General features: G+C 60.2%; 18 protein-coding genes. 11 read left to right on the top strand and 7 right to left on the bottom strand.

All coding sequences use genetic code 11. The features are described from left to right. Nucleotides 1-166: 166 nt before the first annotated feature. The 6 genes from K9L28_07725 to K9L28_07700 all read right to left on the bottom strand — a co-directional run bounded on the left by K9L28_07725 (nt 167) and on the right by K9L28_07700 (nt 5,251). Nucleotides 167-859, bottom strand: coding sequence for a hypothetical protein (locus K9L28_07725; GenBank protein ID MCF7936212.1), 693 nt, complete (start codon nt 857-859; stop codon nt 167-169). Between the two features lie 15 nt (nt 860-874). Next, nucleotides 875-1,825 carry an ArsA family ATPase gene (locus K9L28_07720; GenBank protein MCF7936211.1) on the bottom strand — a complete coding sequence of 317 codons (951 nt, stop codon included), beginning with the start codon at nt 1,823-1,825 and terminating at the stop codon, nt 875-877. Between the two features lie 12 nt (nt 1,826-1,837). Continuing rightward, nucleotides 1,838-2,119: a hypothetical protein gene (locus tag K9L28_07715; GenBank protein ID MCF7936210.1), complete on the bottom strand. Its 282-nt coding sequence runs from the start codon at nt 2,117-2,119 to the stop codon at nt 1,838-1,840. Nucleotides 2,120-2,166: 47 nt separating this feature from the next. Continuing rightward, nucleotides 2,167-3,903, bottom strand: coding sequence for a carbon starvation protein A (locus K9L28_07710; protein ID MCF7936209.1), 1,737 nt, complete (start codon nt 3,901-3,903; stop codon nt 2,167-2,169). Nucleotides 3,904-4,029: 126 nt separating this feature from the next. Next, nucleotides 4,030-4,461 carry an MOSC domain-containing protein gene (locus K9L28_07705; GenBank protein MCF7936208.1) on the bottom strand — a complete coding sequence of 144 codons (432 nt, stop codon included), beginning with the start codon at nt 4,459-4,461 and terminating at the stop codon, nt 4,030-4,032. A 64-nt stretch (nt 4,462-4,525) separates the two neighbouring features. Then, complete coding sequence (locus K9L28_07700) at nt 4,526-5,251, bottom strand: FCD domain-containing protein (protein MCF7936207.1); 726 nt, start codon at nt 5,249-5,251, stop codon at nt 4,526-4,528. Between the two features lie 242 nt (nt 5,252-5,493). Here K9L28_07700 and K9L28_07695 point away from each other — a divergent pair, with 242 nt between their 5' ends. The 10 genes from K9L28_07695 to dctP all read left to right on the top strand — a co-directional run bounded on the left by K9L28_07695 (nt 5,494) and on the right by dctP (nt 16,507). Continuing rightward, nucleotides 5,494-6,828, top strand: a complete 1,335-nt coding sequence (locus tag K9L28_07695) for a glycine/sarcosine/betaine reductase component B subunit (GenBank protein MCF7936206.1) — start codon at nt 5,494-5,496, stop codon at nt 6,826-6,828. A 22-nt stretch (nt 6,829-6,850) separates the two neighbouring features. After that, nucleotides 6,851-8,194, top strand: a complete 1,344-nt coding sequence (locus K9L28_07690; protein ID MCF7936205.1) for a glycine/betaine/sarcosine/D-proline family reductase selenoprotein B — start codon at nt 6,851-6,853, stop codon at nt 8,192-8,194. Beyond that, on the top strand, nt 8,195-8,581 hold the full coding sequence (locus tag K9L28_07685) for a GrdX family protein (GenBank protein MCF7936204.1): 387 nt from the start codon (nt 8,195-8,197) through the stop codon (nt 8,579-8,581). It begins immediately after the preceding gene. A 68-nt stretch (nt 8,582-8,649) separates the two neighbouring features. Next, nucleotides 8,650-9,168 carry a TRAP transporter small permease subunit gene (locus tag K9L28_07680; protein MCF7936203.1) on the top strand — a complete coding sequence of 173 codons (519 nt, stop codon included), beginning with the start codon at nt 8,650-8,652 and terminating at the stop codon, nt 9,166-9,168. Nucleotides 9,169-9,173: 5 nt separating this feature from the next. Further along, on the top strand, nt 9,174-10,487 hold the full coding sequence (locus K9L28_07675; GenBank protein MCF7936202.1) for a TRAP transporter large permease: 1,314 nt from the start codon (nt 9,174-9,176) through the stop codon (nt 10,485-10,487). A gap of 78 nt (nt 10,488-10,565) precedes the next feature. Then, a complete protein-coding gene (locus K9L28_07670) occupies nt 10,566-11,669 on the top strand; it encodes an NAD/NADP octopine/nopaline dehydrogenase family protein (protein MCF7936201.1) in 1,104 nt (367 codons plus the stop codon). A 15-nt stretch (nt 11,670-11,684) separates the two neighbouring features. After that, entirely contained in the window at nt 11,685-13,289 is a 1,605-nt protein-coding gene (gene sdaAA / locus K9L28_07665; GenBank protein MCF7936200.1) for an L-serine ammonia-lyase, iron-sulfur-dependent, subunit alpha, read from the top strand. A gap of 37 nt (nt 13,290-13,326) precedes the next feature. Then, nucleotides 13,327-14,325 carry an ornithine cyclodeaminase family protein gene (locus tag K9L28_07660; GenBank protein MCF7936199.1) on the top strand — a complete coding sequence of 333 codons (999 nt, stop codon included), beginning with the start codon at nt 13,327-13,329 and terminating at the stop codon, nt 14,323-14,325. A 36-nt stretch (nt 14,326-14,361) separates the two neighbouring features. Continuing rightward, a complete protein-coding gene (locus K9L28_07655) occupies nt 14,362-15,360 on the top strand; it encodes an ornithine cyclodeaminase family protein (protein ID MCF7936198.1) in 999 nt (332 codons plus the stop codon). A 130-nt stretch (nt 15,361-15,490) separates the two neighbouring features. Continuing rightward, entirely contained in the window at nt 15,491-16,507 is a 1,017-nt protein-coding gene (dctP, locus tag K9L28_07650) for a TRAP transporter substrate-binding protein DctP (GenBank protein MCF7936197.1), read from the top strand. Nucleotides 16,508-16,587: 80 nt separating this feature from the next. Here the strand turns inward: dctP and proC are convergent, their stop codons facing one another. Further along, nucleotides 16,588-17,418: a pyrroline-5-carboxylate reductase gene (proC, locus tag K9L28_07645; GenBank protein MCF7936196.1), complete on the bottom strand. Its 831-nt coding sequence runs from the start codon at nt 17,416-17,418 to the stop codon at nt 16,588-16,590. A 383-nt stretch (nt 17,419-17,801) separates the two neighbouring features. On the opposite strand from proC, the gene K9L28_07640 reads away from it, so the two are divergent. After that, on the top strand, nt 17,802-18,440 hold a 639-nt coding region (locus K9L28_07640; protein ID MCF7936195.1), incomplete at its 3' end, for a Sapep family Mn(2+)-dependent dipeptidase.

Genomic DNA, 18,440 nt, shown 5'->3' with positions numbered 1-18,440 from the left:
CAGCAACGCCGCCGTGATCAAAAGCGAACGGACCAGCCACCGTTTCCAGTGACACATTACACTACACCCCCTGAAATGGAATATGCCCTTTGCCTCAATGGCATCATAGCACAAAAGGGAGAAAACGGAGTGACTGGGGAGAGGATGGCGCAGCGGGCGTGGACACCTACCCGCTGCGGGTTCGGGATGCCTTCGATTCGAGGAGTTCGGCGAGCCACTGGTAGATGGCCGGGAAGAGCCGTGCGGTCTCCCCTTTTTTGGGAACCAGGAAGATGTGGGCCTGTTCCTGTTCGGGGACGAGCGCCACATGCCGCAGCTCGCCCGGGGAGCGGAGCTTCTGTTTGAGACGCAGAAGGGCGTCCCGTACCGCTCCCGTTTCGTAGTAGAGGGTGAAGGTCCTGCCCTCCCACTCCAGTTCCTGGCGGTTGAGCCGGTCGATGTTGGTGACCTTGGGGGCCTTGAAATCCTCGTACTGTTTTTCGATAAGGTGTCCTTCGGCGATCTGTCCCTGGGCCTCCTTGGCGAAGAGCAGGGTGAGAAACAGCCGGTCCCACTTTCTGGTGAGCCGCGAGACGGGGTAGTAGAGCACCGACTGCCGGGCCAGCAGGGTGATGGTGGCGTCCACGCGGCGGATCGGCTGGTTGCGTTTGGGGATGAGATTGGCGTGGTAGCCCGAGAGGCCGCCGATGGTGGTGAAGTTCTGGTCTCTGGGCTGCAGGGTGTCCACCAGGGCGTTGAAGGCGTCCAGATAGATCCCTTTGCTCCGGCGGCGTCCCCAGGAATAGCCCAGGGCGATCAGGATGGTGGCGGCGATGAAAAGGTAGAAGATCGGCTGTTGGGAAATCGGCTGTGCGTCCATTTGTGCTGTGTCCCCCTACCGGTGTTCCCCTGGTGTTTGCGCAAGCCCCAGCGGTGCAACGAGATCGGTGTCCATGATATAGCAGGCCGGTTGCTCATGCTGGATCAGCGGCACCCGTTTCCGCGTGACGTCCTCCCGCGTGCCGAGCAGCTCGCGTTCCAGCCTCTCTGCGGTTGCCTCGCTCTCTCCGGTGACCTTGTTGGTGAAGAGCGTCCGCAGGGGCAGCTGCAGCTCCGTGATCCCCTTCAGCAGACGCTGTGATTCCCGGAGGGAGAGGAAGTCGGGGTTGGTGACCACGGCGATGCCCGTGTCGGCACCTTCCAGCGTGGTCCGCACCCTGTCGTAGCGGTCGCGCATCTCCCGGAGCTTCTGCATGACCGCGTCGTCCTTCTCCGTGTAGGCCAGCCTGGTGCCCTCCTCGTCGTACTTGCCCATGATGTTGTGGATGGTGTGGCGCTTGTCGAGGATCTCCCTGCGGATGCCGACCAGTCGGTCGATCCAGGTGACGGTCACCGTGGGGAGCGCCAGGATGCGCAGCGTGAGGCCCGTGGGCGGCGTGTCGATCACCAGGTAGTCGAAGTTGTTCCGTTCCTCCCGGAAGAGCTGTTCCATGGCGGTCAGTGCGGCGTATTCCTCCACACCCGGCGAATAGCGGAGGATCTTGAAGTAGCGGTCCATGTTCAGCGTCCGGGTGTAGCTGTAGACCTCCTCCAGGAGTCCCATGTTGGCCTTGAGGTACTCCTGGGCCGACTGCTCCAGGTCGGTCTCCTGCAGAAAGAGCGTGGTGTCCTGATAGCGCCGTTTGGTGTGGGAAAGCTGCTCCCCAAAGATGTCCCCCAGGTTGTGGGCGGGGTCGAAGGAGGTGGCCAGCACCCGGTTCCCCTTATCGGCCAGCTGCCAGGCCAGCGCCGCCGACAGCGAGGACTTGCCGACGCCGCCCTTGCCGGTGAAAAAGACTGTCTGCATGATGGTCCCTTCCTAGTCGATATCGAGCAGCCCCATGACCTCGGCCATGGAGTCCGACGACGCCTTGGCCCTGGCCTGGAGCACCTTGATCTCGTGGTCCATGTGGGGCAGCAGCTCCGCCGCAATGAACGACGGCGGCGCGGGCACGCCGGTGAACGACCCCATGAGCAGCAGCACAAAGAGGTTCTCCAGCTCCTTGACCTCGAAGCGGGTCAGTTCGGTGGCCTTGTCCCTGTGCGATTCGTCCATGATGGCGATGAGAGAGCGGATGCTCTCCGCGACCTTCCGGAGCATGCCGCTCTCTCCGCCTGTTTCACTGGGTGTCAACGTTCACGTTTCCTCTAGATCTCCGGTTTCTCGCCGCAGGCCTTGTCCTTGTTCTTCATGAAATCGTAGATGAAGATGATGCTCATGATGAACATGGCGGCCTCGATGACGGCTACGGTGATGCCGTTGGCCGGATTGGACTGGATCGTTCCGGGCAGGACCACGAAGCTGAACCAGGCGATGGCCGCCGTTACGGTGATCCACAGGAGGTAGGCCGGGATCAGCGCCATGGTGCAGTTGCTGCCCAGGCGTTTTTTGACCCACGCCGTGCCGGTGAGGAGGGCGATGGATGCGATCAGCTGGTTCGCCGAACCGAAGGACGGCCAGAGCATGGTGAAGTTGCCGCTCCAGGCGAGATAGATCCCGATTGCGGCAGGGATGGTGGAGGCGACCCAGGGGTTGGTGAGGGTGTTGTAGAGCCCTTCGCTGCCCCGCTTCAGCGGCAGGCAGATCTCCGAGAGGGTGTAGCGGGCCAGGCGGTTGGTGGTGTCCAGTGTGGTCAGGGCGAAGGAGGCCACCCACATCCCGGCGATGAGTTTCACGATAGCGGTGGGGATGAAGTTCAGCCAGGTGGTGGCCACCATCTGGGCGTAGGCGTTGGTGAACATGGCCGCCTTGGGGTAGGTGCCCATCATGGCCTTGACATAGTTCTGCCCCCAGTTGGCGGCTGTCAGGGTCTCCTTCGCTTCGCCGGTCGCCTCGGTGATGAGCCCCAGACCGAAGCCCGCCACGGCCACAACGACCAGCGTGGAGAGGAAGCCCTCGGTCAGCATGGCGCCGTAGCCGATGATCAGGCCTTCATGCTCCTTCTCCAGCTGTTTGGAGGATGTCCCCGAACCGACCAGCGCGTGGAAGCCCGAGAGAGAGCCGCAGGCGATGACCAGCGGGATCACCGGCCAGAAGGGGCTCGGCTGGCCGCCCGAGACGATGGGGGCGAAGGAGGTGAACGCCGGCGCCGTAAAGCCGTGGAAGCTGAAGACCGCGCCGATGGCGCCGATGGCCAGACCGAAGTAGAGCAGCCAGGAGTTGAGGTAGTCCCGCGGCTGCAGCAGGATGTTCACCGGGATGGCCGAGGCGATGATGATGTAGAAGAAGAGCACGATCATCCAGGTGTTGTAGCTTGCCTCGAAGGGCATCTGCTTGCCGAAGAAGATGGCGGCCACGAGCAGGATGATCCCGATGATCGTGGCGGGGCCGAAGTTCATCTTCACCCGGTACATGAGGATGCCCAGGATCAGCGCCGCGATGACCATCAGGAAGAAGGCCGAGGGGACGGCGGGATCGCTGACGAACATGCCGCCGATGACGGCGCCGAAGGCGGCGATGACCAGGATCAGGAGGAAAAAGACGAGCCAGTAGAAGAGCTTTCCGGTCCGTTTGGAGATGAGGTCTGAGGCGACGAACTGCACGGAGCGGCCGTCGTAGCGGACCGAGGCCATCAGCGCCAGGTAGTCGTGGACGGCCCCGATGAAGATGTTGCCGAACCAGACCCAGAGCAGTGCCGGCACCCAGCCCCAGCCCATGGCGATGACCGGCCCGATGATCGGCGCCGCCCCGGCGATGGAGGCGAAGTGGTGCCCGAAGAGCACCGGCGTCTTGGCCGGCACGTAGTCCACGCCGTCGTACATCCGCGACGCCGGCGTCTCGTTCTCGTCGGAGGCCTTGACGATCTTGGTCGCCAGCCTCTTCCCGTAGGTCATGTAGAGACCGACGTAGACCAGGACCCCAATTGCAACAATAAGCGTTGTCATACAAAACCCTCCTCATGAAAGATAGGCCATTCGGCTCCATTAAAGTCCCAGAACCAACGTCCGTCAAGGGGAGAAGGTGTATGCAATCAGACCTTCCGACGCTGCCGGTTCCCCCTTTCGGTCATGTTACAGGAGATGAACGGTATCGCCTGCCGCCACCTCGCCGCCGCGGAGGACCCTGAAAAAGAGCCCCTTGCGCGGCATGATGCAGTCCCCTGTCTGGTGGAAGATCTCACACCGGCTGTGACACTCCTTGCCGATCTGGCTGAGCTCCAGGAGGGCCTCGCCGACCTGCAGTCTGTCGCCGAGCTGGAGCGTCGAAAGGTCCATGTCCCGGACGGTCAGATTCTCCGCAAAGCTTCCCGGCCGGAGTGCCGGGAGCTGCTCCTGCATGCCTTCGATATCCTCCAGGGAGAGCATGCTCACCTGCCGGTGGGCAAAGCCCGCGTGGGCGTCGCCTTCGAGCCCCCGTCCCTCCACGAGCCTTCCCCGACGGATATCCTCTTTGTGCGTTCCCTTGCCGGCGGCGGTACATACGGCGACGATGGTGCCCTTCATATGGATTCCTCCTCGCGAGTGTGACGTCCAGTGGATTGTACCAGCTGTTGACGCAAGAGGAACACTATGGTTCCCGGACCGTCTCTCCCTTTGACGACAGACGGTCCCAGGCATAGATGATATGCCGGCGCATCAGGGCTCTGGCCTCCTCCGCCCTGCCGCCCTTCACGAGGCGGAGGAGCTCGCGGTGCTGGGTATCGAAGAGGGCCAGGTCCGTTTCGGTCAGCCGGGCGAACTGGATCCGCTGGTAGGCGAGCTCCAGGTGGATGGAATCGATCACCTTGATGAGCAGCTGATTGCCGCTGATCTCCGCCAGCGCCCGGTGGAAGGGACTGCCCAGGATATCGCTGGGTGCTGTCGGCGGCTCCTTCTCCGCCGGCTGACGCAGAATCGCTTCAAGTCTGGCGATGTCCTCTCCCGCAGCCCGCTGGGCGGCCCAGCCGGCGACCTCCGTTTCCAGAACGAGACGCAGTTCGAAGAGCTCGTCCAGCGGCGGCGCGTTGTTGAGCGCCCGCATCAGTTCGGTGTTGGCCAGGAGCGTGGGGTAGTTCTCGGCCAGCACCCGTCCCCGGCCGGGGCGGGACTCGATGATCCGGAAGAAGGAGAGTACCCGCAGCGCCTCCCGCACGGAGGCCCGGCTGACCTGGAACATCTCGGCCAGCGCGGTTTCACCCGGTATGGCCTCTCCCCCCCGCCAGGTATCTGCTTTGATCGCCTCGATCATCCGCAGCAGCACCTCGTCGGCGACGCTTTTCTTTTTCAGCGGTTTGAGGTAGGGGTGGCTTTCCAAAAGATCACTCCCATTCGGTTACAAAGAGGATGCACTGTCTGGTTGACGTGGCTGTTCTGGTACGGTAGAGTGTATCCACAACGAAGCTGTCTGACAACCAGACAAGACCACAATGACGTACGCCAAAGGCATTGTATCGCGACGTTGCAGATTGTCCACCGCGACAGGGGATGTTCTTTGTCCGAGTGTTCCGTGAAACCATTTGTGCTGATGAGGTGAGAGACGTGCACAGACAGACCGGGATGACAGAACAGGCAAAAGGAAACCTCTCCGCGCCCCCCGGATTTTTTGCGCTCAGGAGGATCAGGGTTACGGATGTCGTCCTCGGAGAGAAGACGACACTGAAGGGTTCCACTCTGGTTGTGGATGAAGAGAGGCTGTGTCGGGAGATCCTGGAGGACCCCCATATCGATTCGGTGTCGCTGAAGGTTGCCAGGCCGGGGGAGTCGAAGAGGGTCATCCCGGTCAAGGATGTGATCGCGCCCGCCGTGAAGCTCCACGGGGCGGGTTCGGTCTTCCCGGGTTCGCTGGGCGGAGAGGTCGAGGCGCTCGCCGGCGAGGGGACGACCGCCTTTCTGGACGGGGTCGGTGTGGTGACCTCCGGAAAGCTGGTGAACTTCCAGGAGGGACTTATCGATATGTCCGGGCCCGGTGCGGCCTACTCGCTCTTTTCGAGGCTCTGCAATCTCGTGGTGGTGATCGAGCCCAGGGAAGGCATCGGGAAGCACGACCACGAACGGGCCGTCAGGGAGGCCGGGATCAAGGCGGCCCGGCAACTCGGCGAGGCGGCACCGGAAGCAGAGGAATTCGAGGAAACCCACTATCCTCTCGAGACGCTCCCGGAAATGTCGGCACGGTACCGGGGTCTCCACAGGGTGGTCTATGTCCGGCAGGTCCTCGCCCAGGGGCTGCTGCACGACAACCATCTCTACGGGCTGAATGTCCGGCAGGCGTCGCTGCCGTTCGTGATGACGCCCACGGAGCATATGGATGGGGCCCTGGTGAGCGGCAACTGCGCCGCGCCCTGTCACAAGCACACCACCTACCACCACCAGCAGGACCCGATCATCGAGGATCTCTTCGCGGAACACGGAAAGAGCCTGGCCTTCCTGGGCATCATCGCCCAGCCGGTGCGGACGGCCTTCGCCGAGAAAAAGCGGAACAGCCTGCAGGTGCTGAAACTGGCCCGCTATCTGGGCGCCGAAGGGGCCATTGTGGCCGAGGACGGCGGCGGAAACCCGGAGAGCGACCTGATGCTGACCACCCGACTCCTGGAACAGGCCGGGATCAAAACGGTGCTCGTCACCGACGAATACGCCGGGAGGGATGGCGCCTCGCCGGGGCTTGCCGATATCACCGAAGAGGCCGACGCGGTGGTGACAGGCGGCAACGGGAACGAGGTGGTGGTCCTGCCGCCCATGGACGAGACGATCGGCCATCTCGAAGCTGTGGAGCGGATCACCGGCGGGCACTCCGGAAGCCTGCGCGAGGACGGCTCCATCGAGCTGGAGATCGCCGGCATCATGGGTTCGACCAACGAACTGGGTGCCGAAAATCTCACCACCAGGGCGATTTAGCCGGGAAGCAGAGGTGTCTGGGATGAAGCAATTCAGGGTCCTGCACTACATGAACCAGTTTTTCGCCGGTATCGGCGGCGAGCACAGCGCCAACGAGCCGCCCTTCTTCCGGGATGGAGCCATCGGTTTCGGGAGCGAGCTGGAACGTCGTTCCGAGGGGCGTCTGCGTATCCTGCGTACCGTCGTGTGCGGGGACAACTACGCCGCGGAACACCCCGAGGACTTCGTCGCAACCGTACTCCCCCGGGTCCGGGAGGTCGCGCCGGATCTCCTCGTTGCGGGGCCCGCCTTCGCGGCGGGGCGCTACGGGACCGCCTGCGCATCGCTCTGCTCCGCCGTCACCCGGGAGTTGGCCATCCCCGCCGTTTCGGGGATGCACGAGGCGAACCCCGGTGTCGAGATGGGCAGGAAATACGCCTATATCCTCCGAACGGGGGATTCGGCGAGCAAGATGAGAAGCGTTCTGCCGCAGATGATTGGCATGGCGCTGCGTCTGCTCGACGAAGGGGGCCTTGGAGCCCCGGAAGAGGAAGGCTACTTCCCCCGGGGGATCAGGGTCAACACGAGAAGGGATGTCAGGGGATCCGTCAGGGCTGTGCGGATGCTGCTGCACAAGCTCGACGGAGAACCCTTCACGACGGAGCTTCCCATGCCGGTCTTCGACCACGTTCCACCGGCGCCGCCCCTGGAGAGGCTGGAGGATGCCCTGCTGGCCATAGGCACGGAAGGGGGCATCGTCCCCCGGGGCAACCCCGACAGAATCGAGGCCCACAATGCCTCCAAGTGGTGTTCCTACTCCCTCGTCGGTCTTGACTCCCTGCCGGCAGGAGATTTCGAGGTGGCCCACGGCGGCTACGATCCCGTACCGGCCAATGAGGCCCCCGACAGGGTCCTGCCCCTTGACGGGATGCGGCGTCTGGAGCGCGCGGGAGCCTTCCGCGCCCTGCTGGACAGGTACTTTGTCACCGTCGGGAACGTAACGGCCGTCGCCTCCGCCGAACGGTACGGCCGGGAGATCGCGGAGATGCTCGTCAACGAGGGTGTGCAGGCTGTGGTGATGACCTCCACCTGAGGGACCGGAACGCGTTGCGGCGCAACGCTGGCGAGAGAGCTGGAGCGGGCGGGTCTGCCTGCCGCGCTGATCACGGCGATCCCGAGTATCGCCCTGACCGTCGGTGCCAATCGGATCGTCCAGGGGGTCGCCATCCCCCACCCGGTGGGCGACCCTTCATCAGAAAACCATGAAGAAGAGATGGAGATACGGATGGAGCTGCTCCAGAGGGCGCTTGCTGCGGTCTGCACGTCCCTGGAGGAACAGCGGGTCTTCCGGAAGGGCGAACCCGCTGTCGCAGGAGGCGATGGCTAGATGGCCGGAATTGCGCTGGATGAGGTCCTGCTCACCAACAATCCCCTGGTGATCCGGAGGTGCGGCCGGACAGTGGCGGTGGAGGGAAACGCCATTGATGTGCTGAACAGGTCGCTGCAGTACCTCGAAGAGGGCTACAGGCTTGTGACGCACCCGCTGGCGGGGAGTATCCGGCTTGTCTGCAATCCCTACCGCTCGCTTCTGCTCAGGCACTCAGGTGGGAGAGAGGTCGACGCACGGGGGATACAGGCGGTGGTCGACAGTATCGACCGGGTGCACATGGCGATGAGGGATCGGCGGATCGATATGTCCTTGGAGGAAGACTACGCCGTACTGGACCTTGAGTTTGTTCTCAAGGGAGCGGAGGCGCATTGCTCCGAGATCTGAGAGCAATGGTAGGGATAACGCAGCGCATCGGTTTCTGGTTGTAGATAGCAACAGAGAGGAGGGGCAGTATGGCGATACCGCGTTTTGTGCGCAATATCTGGTCACTCGTGTATACGGTTCAGGGGCTCATACTCTTTGTATTGATCATGGGGGTAACAATACTTATGTTTGTGCAGGTCATTCTGCGTTATGTCCTGCAAGTACCACTTATGGGAATCGAGGAGCTGATCCTTTTCCCGGCGATATGGTTGTACCTTTTGGGCGGCGCAAATGCTTCGATGGAAAAGAAGCATATCGAATGTAACGTAGTCAGCGTCTATATCAAAAACCCATTTAAGCTACAATGGTTGAAGATCATCAAGTCGGCGATATCCTTGGCCATCTGTCTTTGGCTCACCTACTGGGCCTACGAGTATTTCCTCTATTCACTGAAGGTCTGGAAGCTGAGCAACATGCTCTACATTCCGCTCTTTATCGGTGAGAGTGCGCTCTTTATCTGCCTGGTCCTCATGGCCATATACACGACAGTTGAGCTCGGGCAGTATGTGCTGGGTCTCAAAACCATGCTGCAGGAGAAAAGGGGCTGAACGTCATGGAATTAACGACAGTTGTCCTTATCGATTTTATTATCCTGGTGTTCCTCCTCGTCATGAGTGTCCCTCTGCCGTTCTGCTTTGGTGGCGCTCTCTTCTTCATGAGTGTCTTCGGTGGCGTCTCCATGGCGAGCATGATGATGTGGGGCTTCAACCAGATGATCAACATGGTGCTTCTGGCCAGCCCTCTCTTTATCTTTGCGGGGGTCTTGATGGCCAACAGCGGCATCGCCGACAAGCTCCTGAACTTTGTGGACATCTTTGTGGGAAGGATACGAGGCGGCATCGGTGTGGTTTGCGCCGTAACCTGTGCCATTATCGGCGCCATTTCAGGCAGTGGCTTTACCGGCGTCGCCGCGACAGGCCCGATCATGATTCCCCGCATGGTGGAGCGGGGCTATCCCCGGGGGTACGCCACGGCGCTTGTGACCGTTTCTTCCATCCTCGGTCTCCTGATCCCTCCCAGCGTCATCATGATTATCTACGGGTGGATCACGGAGACGTCCATCCTTGCCTGTTTCCTGGCAACGGTAGGGCCTGGTGTCCTCATTACCGCCCTTTTCTCCACGATCAATCTTGTCTGGGCCAAAAAAATGCCCAGCCTCGTGCTGGAGGATCCGGAAGTCCTCGCCAAAAAGCGTAGGGAGATCCCCATTCGTTTTGTGCGGGCTCTCCCGGCGCTAGCGATTCCTGTCGTCATTCTCGGTGGTATCTACGGTGGAGTGTTCACCCCCACCGAGGCGGCGGCTGTTGCCGCAATCCTCGCTCTTCCCATAGGATTTTTTATCTACAAGGGCCTCAAACCGAGCACTTTTCTGCCTGTTGTCAGAGAGGCGGCAACATCGGTCGGTGCGATTATGACCATGATCATCTTTACGCTGATCCTCAGCCAGACCTACGTAATGCTTCGGGTACCGCAGATGATTGTGGAGACGGTGTTTGCTCTAACTGATAACTATTTTCTCATTCTGCTGTTCATCAATATTTTCCTTTTTGTTGTTGGGATGATTGTCAATGATGTTACGGGTATCATTCTGCTCGCTCCGCTTCTTCTGCCCCTTGTCCAGCAGATGGGAATGAGCCCGATCCAGCTTGCGGCGATTATGGGAACAAACCTGGCCATGGGCGGCGTGACACCCCCCTACGCAAGCATACTGTACCTTGGAATGCGGGTAGGAAACTGCGAGTTTACAGATATTCTGAAGCCAACAATGATATTTTTGCTCCTTGGGTATGTCCCGGTGGTCTTCCTCACTACCTACTGGGAGCCCCTTTCCATGTGGCTTCCCACTGTCCTGGGATACGTGAATTAGCTTCAATATGGAGAGCCCAGGCGGCTCTTGGCCATTGTGCCAGGGCGCCTGGGGATTTCCTAGAGAGGGGGGAGGCAAATGAGTCCGACTATAGCTGTAATAGGGGCAGGAAATGGAGGTCAAGCGCTGGCTGGTCATATTGCGTGTAACGGCTTCCCCGTGCGGTTGTTGGAACATCCTGATTTTGAGGAAAAAGTGAGGGCAATACATAGCCGGGGAGGTGTGGAGCTCAAGGGAGCCCTGGAAGCATTCGGCAAAATCCAGTGTGTGACCACCTCCCCCTCGGAAGCTCTTGACGGGGCCGACGTGGTGATCCTGGTTGCGCCCTCCTTCGCCCAGCGGCCGATGATGCGTATGGCCCGGCCCTACCTTGAAAACGTGGAAACGGTGCTTTTTATCCCTGGTAACTTCGGTACGTTGGAAATGGCACTGTGGGTAGAGGAGGAAGGTCAGATAAACCGGCCGACTCTGGCTGAGACCAACACCTTGCCCTATGCGTGCCGTCAGGTGGAGCCCGGTGTTGTGGATATATGGGGTGTGAAAACCGATGTCACCATAGGTGTCTTCCCCTCGCAGAAAAGCAGTGAGGTGATAGAAGCTGTCAAGGAGTTTTTCCCCATTCCCCTTATTGGGGCGCAGAACGTGCTTGAAACATCCTTTTCCAATCTCAATATGATTGTCCACTGCCCAACCATGATCATGAATGCGGCCCGGATCGAGTCACCGCAGGATTCCTTCCGTTTTTACACGGACGGCATGAGTCCTTCGGTCTGCAAGGTTGTCGAGGCCATGGACGGTGAGCGTCTCGCCATAGGCAGCACCCTGGGGCTCTCCCTTGAGTCGGAACTGGAGTGGATGAAACGAACCTACAGACTGCAGGGGGAGACACTCTATGATGCTCTCCAGAACAACAGGGTCTACTCGCAGCATGGAGCGGATGCCCCCGGAACGCTCTCCCACAGATACCTGACAGAGGACGTGCCCTATCTCCTTGTTCCTGTAGCCTCTTTTGGAGCCAAGGCCGGGGTTCCCTGTCCCCATATCGAAAGTATCATCACGCTGGCCGGTACGGTGAACGCCACGGACTTCCGCCGGCAGGGGAGGACGCTATCTTCTATCGGAGCAGACTTTTCCGATGCTGAAGGACTCCTCCACTATATTAAAACAGGCACTGTCGGTTAGGAGCGGGGGGATTCCATGGATATCCACAGCGAACTGATGAGTATCTTTGATGTTCTTGGTCCGGTAATGACAGGACCTTCCAGTTCACACACGGCAGGGGCAGTCCGAATCGGGTTAATGGCGCGGTGGATTTTTGGCGGGCAGCCCGAAGGGGTGGACGTCACCATGTACGGCTCCCTTGCGGAGACCTACCAGGGACATATGACCGACGCTGGTGTCATTGCGGGGCTGCTCGGGATGCCTATTGATGATCCTGCCATTGCTGTGGCGAGAAAGAGAGCTGAGCAACAGGGAATAGAGGTGGCAATTCATCCTGAAAAAACGGCGGGGAAGAACCCCAATACCATCGAGCTCAGCCTTGCCGGCGGCGGGGTGAGCCTGGAAATAGAGAGTGTGACCGTAGGCGGCGGGGAAATCATGATCGCTTCGGTGGACGGGGTTTCTGTGGACCTTCACGGGAAGGAACCGCTGCTTCTGTTGTTCTGTGAGGCCGGCAAGGGGGGCAGCGCGGCGGAATCCTTGAAGGAGAAGCTCCACAAATCCTGCACACTCCACGAAGGGGCCCGGTGGGATCTGGTGACATGCCAGGTCAAAGAGCCCCCAGGAGAGAAACTGCTCCAATTCCTCGGTGCAATTGCTGGGGTGGTGCGGGTAAGGTCGCTTCCTTCCCTGTACGAGTATTATGCTGCTGCGCCTTATGAGCCGCCCTTTACGACAATTGAACGAATGATTGAGCATGCCCATCAGCAGAATGTTTCTCTGGTATCTGTGCTGGAAGAGTTTGAAAAGAGCAGGAGCGGCCTTGCGCCTCAGGGAGTACATGACCGCCTTCAGATGGTGTGGAAGGTGATGCAGGAAGCGGCGGACAGGGGGCTTTGCGGGGACAACCCCATGGTGGGGGGCATCATGCCCGGTGATGACGCGCACCGTCTTTTTGAGAGATACAAAAGAGCTGACACTCTTTCCGGGCCTGTGGTTTCGCTGGCCATAGCCAAGGCTATTGCCAGCATGGAGGTCAATGCCTCCATGGGGAAGGTCTGTGCCGCTCCGACAGCGGGATCCTGCGGAGTGCTTCCGGGAGCACTGGCCAGTGTGGCCGAATTGATGGATGTCGAAGAGGGAAAAATTGTCGAAGGACTTCTGGTGGCGGGTATATTCGGTGTACTCGTCGCCGCGAAAGCGCCTGTTTCAGGTGCCATGGGAGGGTGCCAGTCGGAAATCGGCGTAGCGTCGGCGATGGCGGCGGCCGCCCTCGCCCATATCGGGGGAGGTGCGGCTGAGCAGACCGCCGAGGCCTTTGCGCTGGCGCTGAAGAGCATGCTCGGCCTGGCCTGCGACCCCGTGGCCGGACCGGTGGAAGTGCCCTGTATCAAAAGGAACGCAGTGGGGGTCGCCAATGCGTTTTCGGCAGCCGATATGGCCTGCGCAGGTATCAAAAGCGTTATACCGCCTGACGAGGTCATCGACGCATTGCTAAACGTGCAGACACTGTTGCCGGAGGAACTCAGGGATACGACAATTGGAGGCCTGGGGAGCACGAAGACGGCCCATCGCCTGAAGGAGGAGTGGCTGGCCCGCCTCGCCGGAGGTGCCGCCGGCGAGGCGAAGAGCGGTTCATAGTGAAGAAATAAAGAATAACCAGTCAGGGGGGAGTTGTATGTTTCAGACGAAGTTGCTGAGCCAGGAAGAGGTGCAAGGGCTAATCACCATGAAAGACGTGGTTGATGCTGTGGAAAAGACCTTCCGTGGGATGGGAGAGGGGACTGTCGTCAACCCGACAAAGGTCGGCCTTGACCTCGGAGAAACGGCGCCTTTTCCGCCCTACGAGGGCTTCATGAACGCCATGCCCGCATATGTGGGATGGCAGGATATCGCCGGGATCAAGTGGGCGGGTGGCTTCCTCGGCGAGCGGCGCAAGCAGGGGCTTCCCTACATCACCTCTCTGATCCTGCTTCTGAACCCAAAAGTAGGCGATTTCAAGGCCGTTATGGACGGAGCACACATTACCAACCTCCGTACCGGGGCCCAGACGGCGGTTGCTCTGAAGTATCTCTATCCCAGCAAAAAGAATATAAAGATCGGTCTCTACGGGGCCGGCATGCAGGGGCATACCCAGACCATGGCCATTGCTGAGCTCTTTACTATCGATGAGGTCCATGTCTATGACATCAACACAGAGGCGAGCAATCGCTACAAGGAGGATATGCAGGGTCTCGTCAAAGGCGACATTATCATTGCCGACAGCCCCGAAGAAGCGGCCCAAGGGGACGCGGTGATCTGCGTGACCCAATCCAAGGACAAGTTCGTCAAGCGGGAATGGCTGCAGCCGGAGACCAAGCTTTTCCCCATGGGCTCCTACCAGGAGTGTGACGACGAAAGCATTCTCAAGGCCGACAAGATCATCGTCGACCACGTGGGGCAGTGCCTGCACCGGGGTGCGCTGAAGGAGCTCAGCGAGGCAGGCAGGATCACGGAAAAGGATATCTTTACAACCATCGGCGATGTTGTCGCCGGGAAGGCTCCGGGTAAGGTGGAGGAGAGCGATAATGTCCTCTGCATCCCCATAGGGACAGGAGCGATGGACATCGCCGTTGCCGGTATCGTGCTGCAGCGAGCGGAGGAACAGGGACTCGGTGGTTTCTACGAGTTTGCATAGGCAAATGGACGCACGTTAGATGGTGGGGGTGGAATTATGGAAACTCTGCTTCTGAAGCGGCATGAACTGGAGGAGGTCATCTCCATGCCGGAGGTCGTGGAGAGCGTTGAACGGACCTTCCGCGGCATGGGTGAAGGAACAGTCATCAATCCGACGAAGGTGCACCTTGATCTTGGTGACGGGCCGAGCGGCCTTCCCTTCATGGCGGGTATGAACGCCATGCCGGCGTACGTAGGGTGGCAGCAGACAGCTGGGCTGAAGTGGGTTGGAGGATGGGAGAACAACCCCAAACAGGGTCTTCCCTATATCAATGGCCTTGTTCTGCTGGTGGATCCCAATAATGGTCACTTCCTCGCTGCCATGGACGGCATGCTTGTCACAAACCTCCGTACCGGCGCCCAGGCAGCGGTTGCGCTCAAGTATCTCCTGAACGATGTAAAACATCCCACTATCGGCCTGTATGGAGCGGGAGCGCAGGGCCGTACACAGGTCCTTGCCATTTCTTCTGTTTTCGATGTTCAGGCCTATCAGGTGTATGATATATCTGAAGAAGCACTTCAGCGCTTCTCCGATGAAATGGGGGATAAAGTGAAGGCGCCGATACACAAAGCTTCTTCCCCCGAGGAGGCGGCTGAAGGCGCGGATGTGCTTGTTTCCGTAACACACGCACGGAACAAATTCATCACCAACGATTTCGTCAAAGAAGGAATGACGGTCTGCCCGATGGGTTCATTCAGGGAGTGTGCCGATGATCTTGTCCTTTCTGTGGACAAAATCATCGTCGATCACATAGACCAGTGTCTCCACCGGGGGGCACTGAAAGAGGTCAGCGAGTCGGGGCGCCTGGGCAGTGAAGACATCTATGCCACCCTTGGCGAGGTCGTGACCGGTACAAAGAAAGGCCGGGAGTCACCTGGGGAACGCATTATGTGCATCCCCATCGGTACGGGGGCAATGGACGTAGCCGTCGCCTCTTTGGCCTATCAAAAGGCCCTGGAGAGGGGGATGGGTACGCGGTACTCCTTTTTCGAGTAACCAGTGAAGGGAATGGATTGAAAGGGGGTGATGAGAAAAGCCTTGAGGGGGAGCATGCCGAGAGAAACCAAGAGCGCGAGTGTGCAGAGATTCACCGAAGGAGAAGGCTGAAGAAAGAGGAGGTAGAGCAATGAAGGGCAAATGGTATGTAATTGGTCTGGTTTTGGCAATTGTAATGGTCACCGTGACGGCAGGGGCGGCCCTTGCTGCCGAGTACAACTGGAAGATCGGGCATATCCGTCCGACAGGTACGGACATTGACAAGGATGTGAACTGGCTCGTCAACCAGATTGAAGAGAAATCCGACGGCGACTTCGCGATTGAAGTCTATCCGGCCGGCCAGCTCGGCGACTACACGGTGGTCCAGGAGCGTGTCTCCATGGGTGCCGTGGAGATGCAGCTCGCCTGCCTTGGGACCACGGTCAGCAAGGCCCTCAACCTTCCCGCCGCACCCTATATTGCAACGAACTATGAAGAGGCGGAGCAACTTTTCGGCCCAGAGGGCGAAGTCTACAAGATAGTGGAAGAGGTACTGCGGGAGAACGAGAACATCCATCTCATCTCCGGATGGCCCTGCTACTACGGCGGGATCGGTCTGATGACCTCCGTCCCCTCACCCGGCGATCCCACTGTGCCGAAGAAGGTGAAGATCCGGGTGCCGCCGATCAAATCCTTCGAGCTCACCGCTGAATCCCTTGGATACCTGGCGACACCGATTCCCTGGGCAGAGGCCTTTACGGCTCTGCAGACCAACATCGTCGAGGGCGTTATCGGCGGCGGTGCTGAAGGCTACTACGCCAACTTCCGTGACCTGCTGACCGAGTATCATGCCGTCAACGACCACTTCGAGATGTGGTGGTGGTACATGAACAAGGACCTCTGGGAGAGCCTCTCCGAGGAAGACCAGAAGTTGCTGACGGAAATGGGCAGGAAGCTTGAAGAGAAGCGATGGGGCGAAGCCGAAGCTGCCGAAGAGGAAAATATGGACAAACTTGCCGACGAAGGCATCAAGATTGTCACCTTTAACCAGGATCAGCTCAACGCCATGGCTGAGAGGGTCCGCGAAGAGGTATGGCCTGAGATCGAGAAGGATATCGGCAAGGAATACTTCGACAGGGTCAAAAAGGCTATTGGATACGAGCACTAAGGCAGCTTGTAGAAGCTTATCGTAGTCTCAGGAAACGTAGCGTAAAAGGCCGGGAAGAGTTTCGCTCTTCCCGGCCTTGCTTACATACCGGCCTCTTCCCGCGCCTGCTCCCTCGCCTGGTCCGCCAGTACCCTGGCCCTGGAGGATGCGGCACTGATGGCCTTCATGAAGGCCGTGCGGATGCGGCTCTCCTCCAGTTCGTAGATCCCGTCGATGGTGACCCCTCCCGGTGTGACCACCCGGTCCCGAAGCTCCGCGGGGTGCTCCCCCGATTCCAGCAACAGGTGGGAGGCACCGATGGCCGTGTGGGCCGCCGCCTGGAGGGCAAGATCCCTGGGCAGGCCTTCCCGCAGGGCGCCGTAGACCATGGATTCCACTACGGTAAAGATGTAGGCCGGCCCGGAGCCCGACATGGCCGTGAGCACATCGAGATACTGTTCTTCCACCGGCTGGATCTCGCCGAGATACCCCAGGATAGAGGCGACCGTGGTGGCCTCCCCGGTTCCGTAGTCCTCTGAAAGCGTGTAGAGGGTGTAGCCCTTACGGACGCGCACGGCCACGTTGGTCATGGCCCTGGCGATGTGTGCCTCCGGTGCCGCCTTTTTCAGAATATCCAGCGAGATGGCTGCGGCGAAGGAGACCACCGGTTTCCCCCCCACCTCCGGTGCGATCTCGTGCAGGACGGGCACCACCTGTCCGGGCTTGACGCACACCAGGACGACATCGGCCTCCCGGGCCGCTTCCCGGTTGTCGGTGGTGGCATCGATGCCCGCTTCACGGAATCCCTTGAGGCGTTCCTCCTTCCTCCGGGTTGCCGTGATCCGGCAGAACGGCGCCAGGGCATCGACGATGGATCCCCCGACGATACCCGCTCCGATGATGGCGACGCGACAGTGCTTTTCCTGTTCCATTTGTGACCCCTCCCCGTGATAGTTGAGTGACCATACAGAAAGGGCCACCGCCCCGGAAGGCGATGGCCCTGTATGTCCTCCTGCTGCGCTTTCGGTGCGTTCAGGACACAGGCGGCCCGCTCCGGGCACTGCGGTGACCGACTACCGGCGGGACACACGGATTGATGGTGTGGACTGTCCTGAAACAACCTGCCATGTTTGGCACCTCACTACGCTATCTGTACAATGATAGCCGATATCCTATCCCCTTTCCCGGGGGCTGTCAAATCCGCGGGAGATGGGCCCCGCTTTCGTGTATCCTACTGGTGGGGAAGGCTGTTCCCCGGAACCTCAACGACAAAGGGGGAGAGCGGCAGCGTCCGGAGCGGCGTTGCGGCGATTCTATGACAGCTATGCGGAAACGGATCGAGGCCCTGCGCCCCGGGATTGTGGAGACCGTCAGGGAACTGGTGGCGGTCCCCAGCGTGGGGAGTGGACCCGAGGAGGGTGCGCCCTACGGCCCGGGGCCGCGGAAGGCGCTGGAGACCTTTCTGGAGATCGGAAGCCGTATGGGCTTCCGCACCGGTTGCTTCGAGAACATGGTGGGCTGGGTCGAATACGGCGACCCGGAGGCCGAGGAGATGATCGCCGTGCTGGGCCATGTGGACGTGGTCCCCGAGGGCGAAGGCTGGAGCTCGCCGCCCTACGACCCCGAGGAGCGTGACGGCAAGCTCTACGGACGGGGCGTGCTGGACGACAAGGGGCCGCTGGTCTGCGCTCTCTACGCATTGAAGGTCCTGGCCGACGAGGGATTTGCCCCGGAACGGCGCATCCGGATCATGGCCGGCACCAACGAGGAGCACGGCAGCGGCGCCGTCAAGCGGTACGTGGAAGCGGGACAGGAACTGCCTGTTGCGGGCTTCACCCCCGACGCCGAGTACCCCCTGATCAACGGCGAGAAGGGCATCATCATGGCCGGGATCGCCGCCCCCTTCCGGCCTGGCGAGGGCGTTCAGGTAGAGTCGCTGCAGGGGGGCGTGGCC

Source organism: Synergistales bacterium (assembly GCA_021736445.1).
Taxonomy (GTDB): domain Bacteria; phylum Synergistota; class Synergistia; order Synergistales; family Aminiphilaceae; genus JAIPGA01.
Note: the sequence above shows the minus strand (reverse complement) of the source record. Positions and strands in the feature narration are given on the sequence as shown.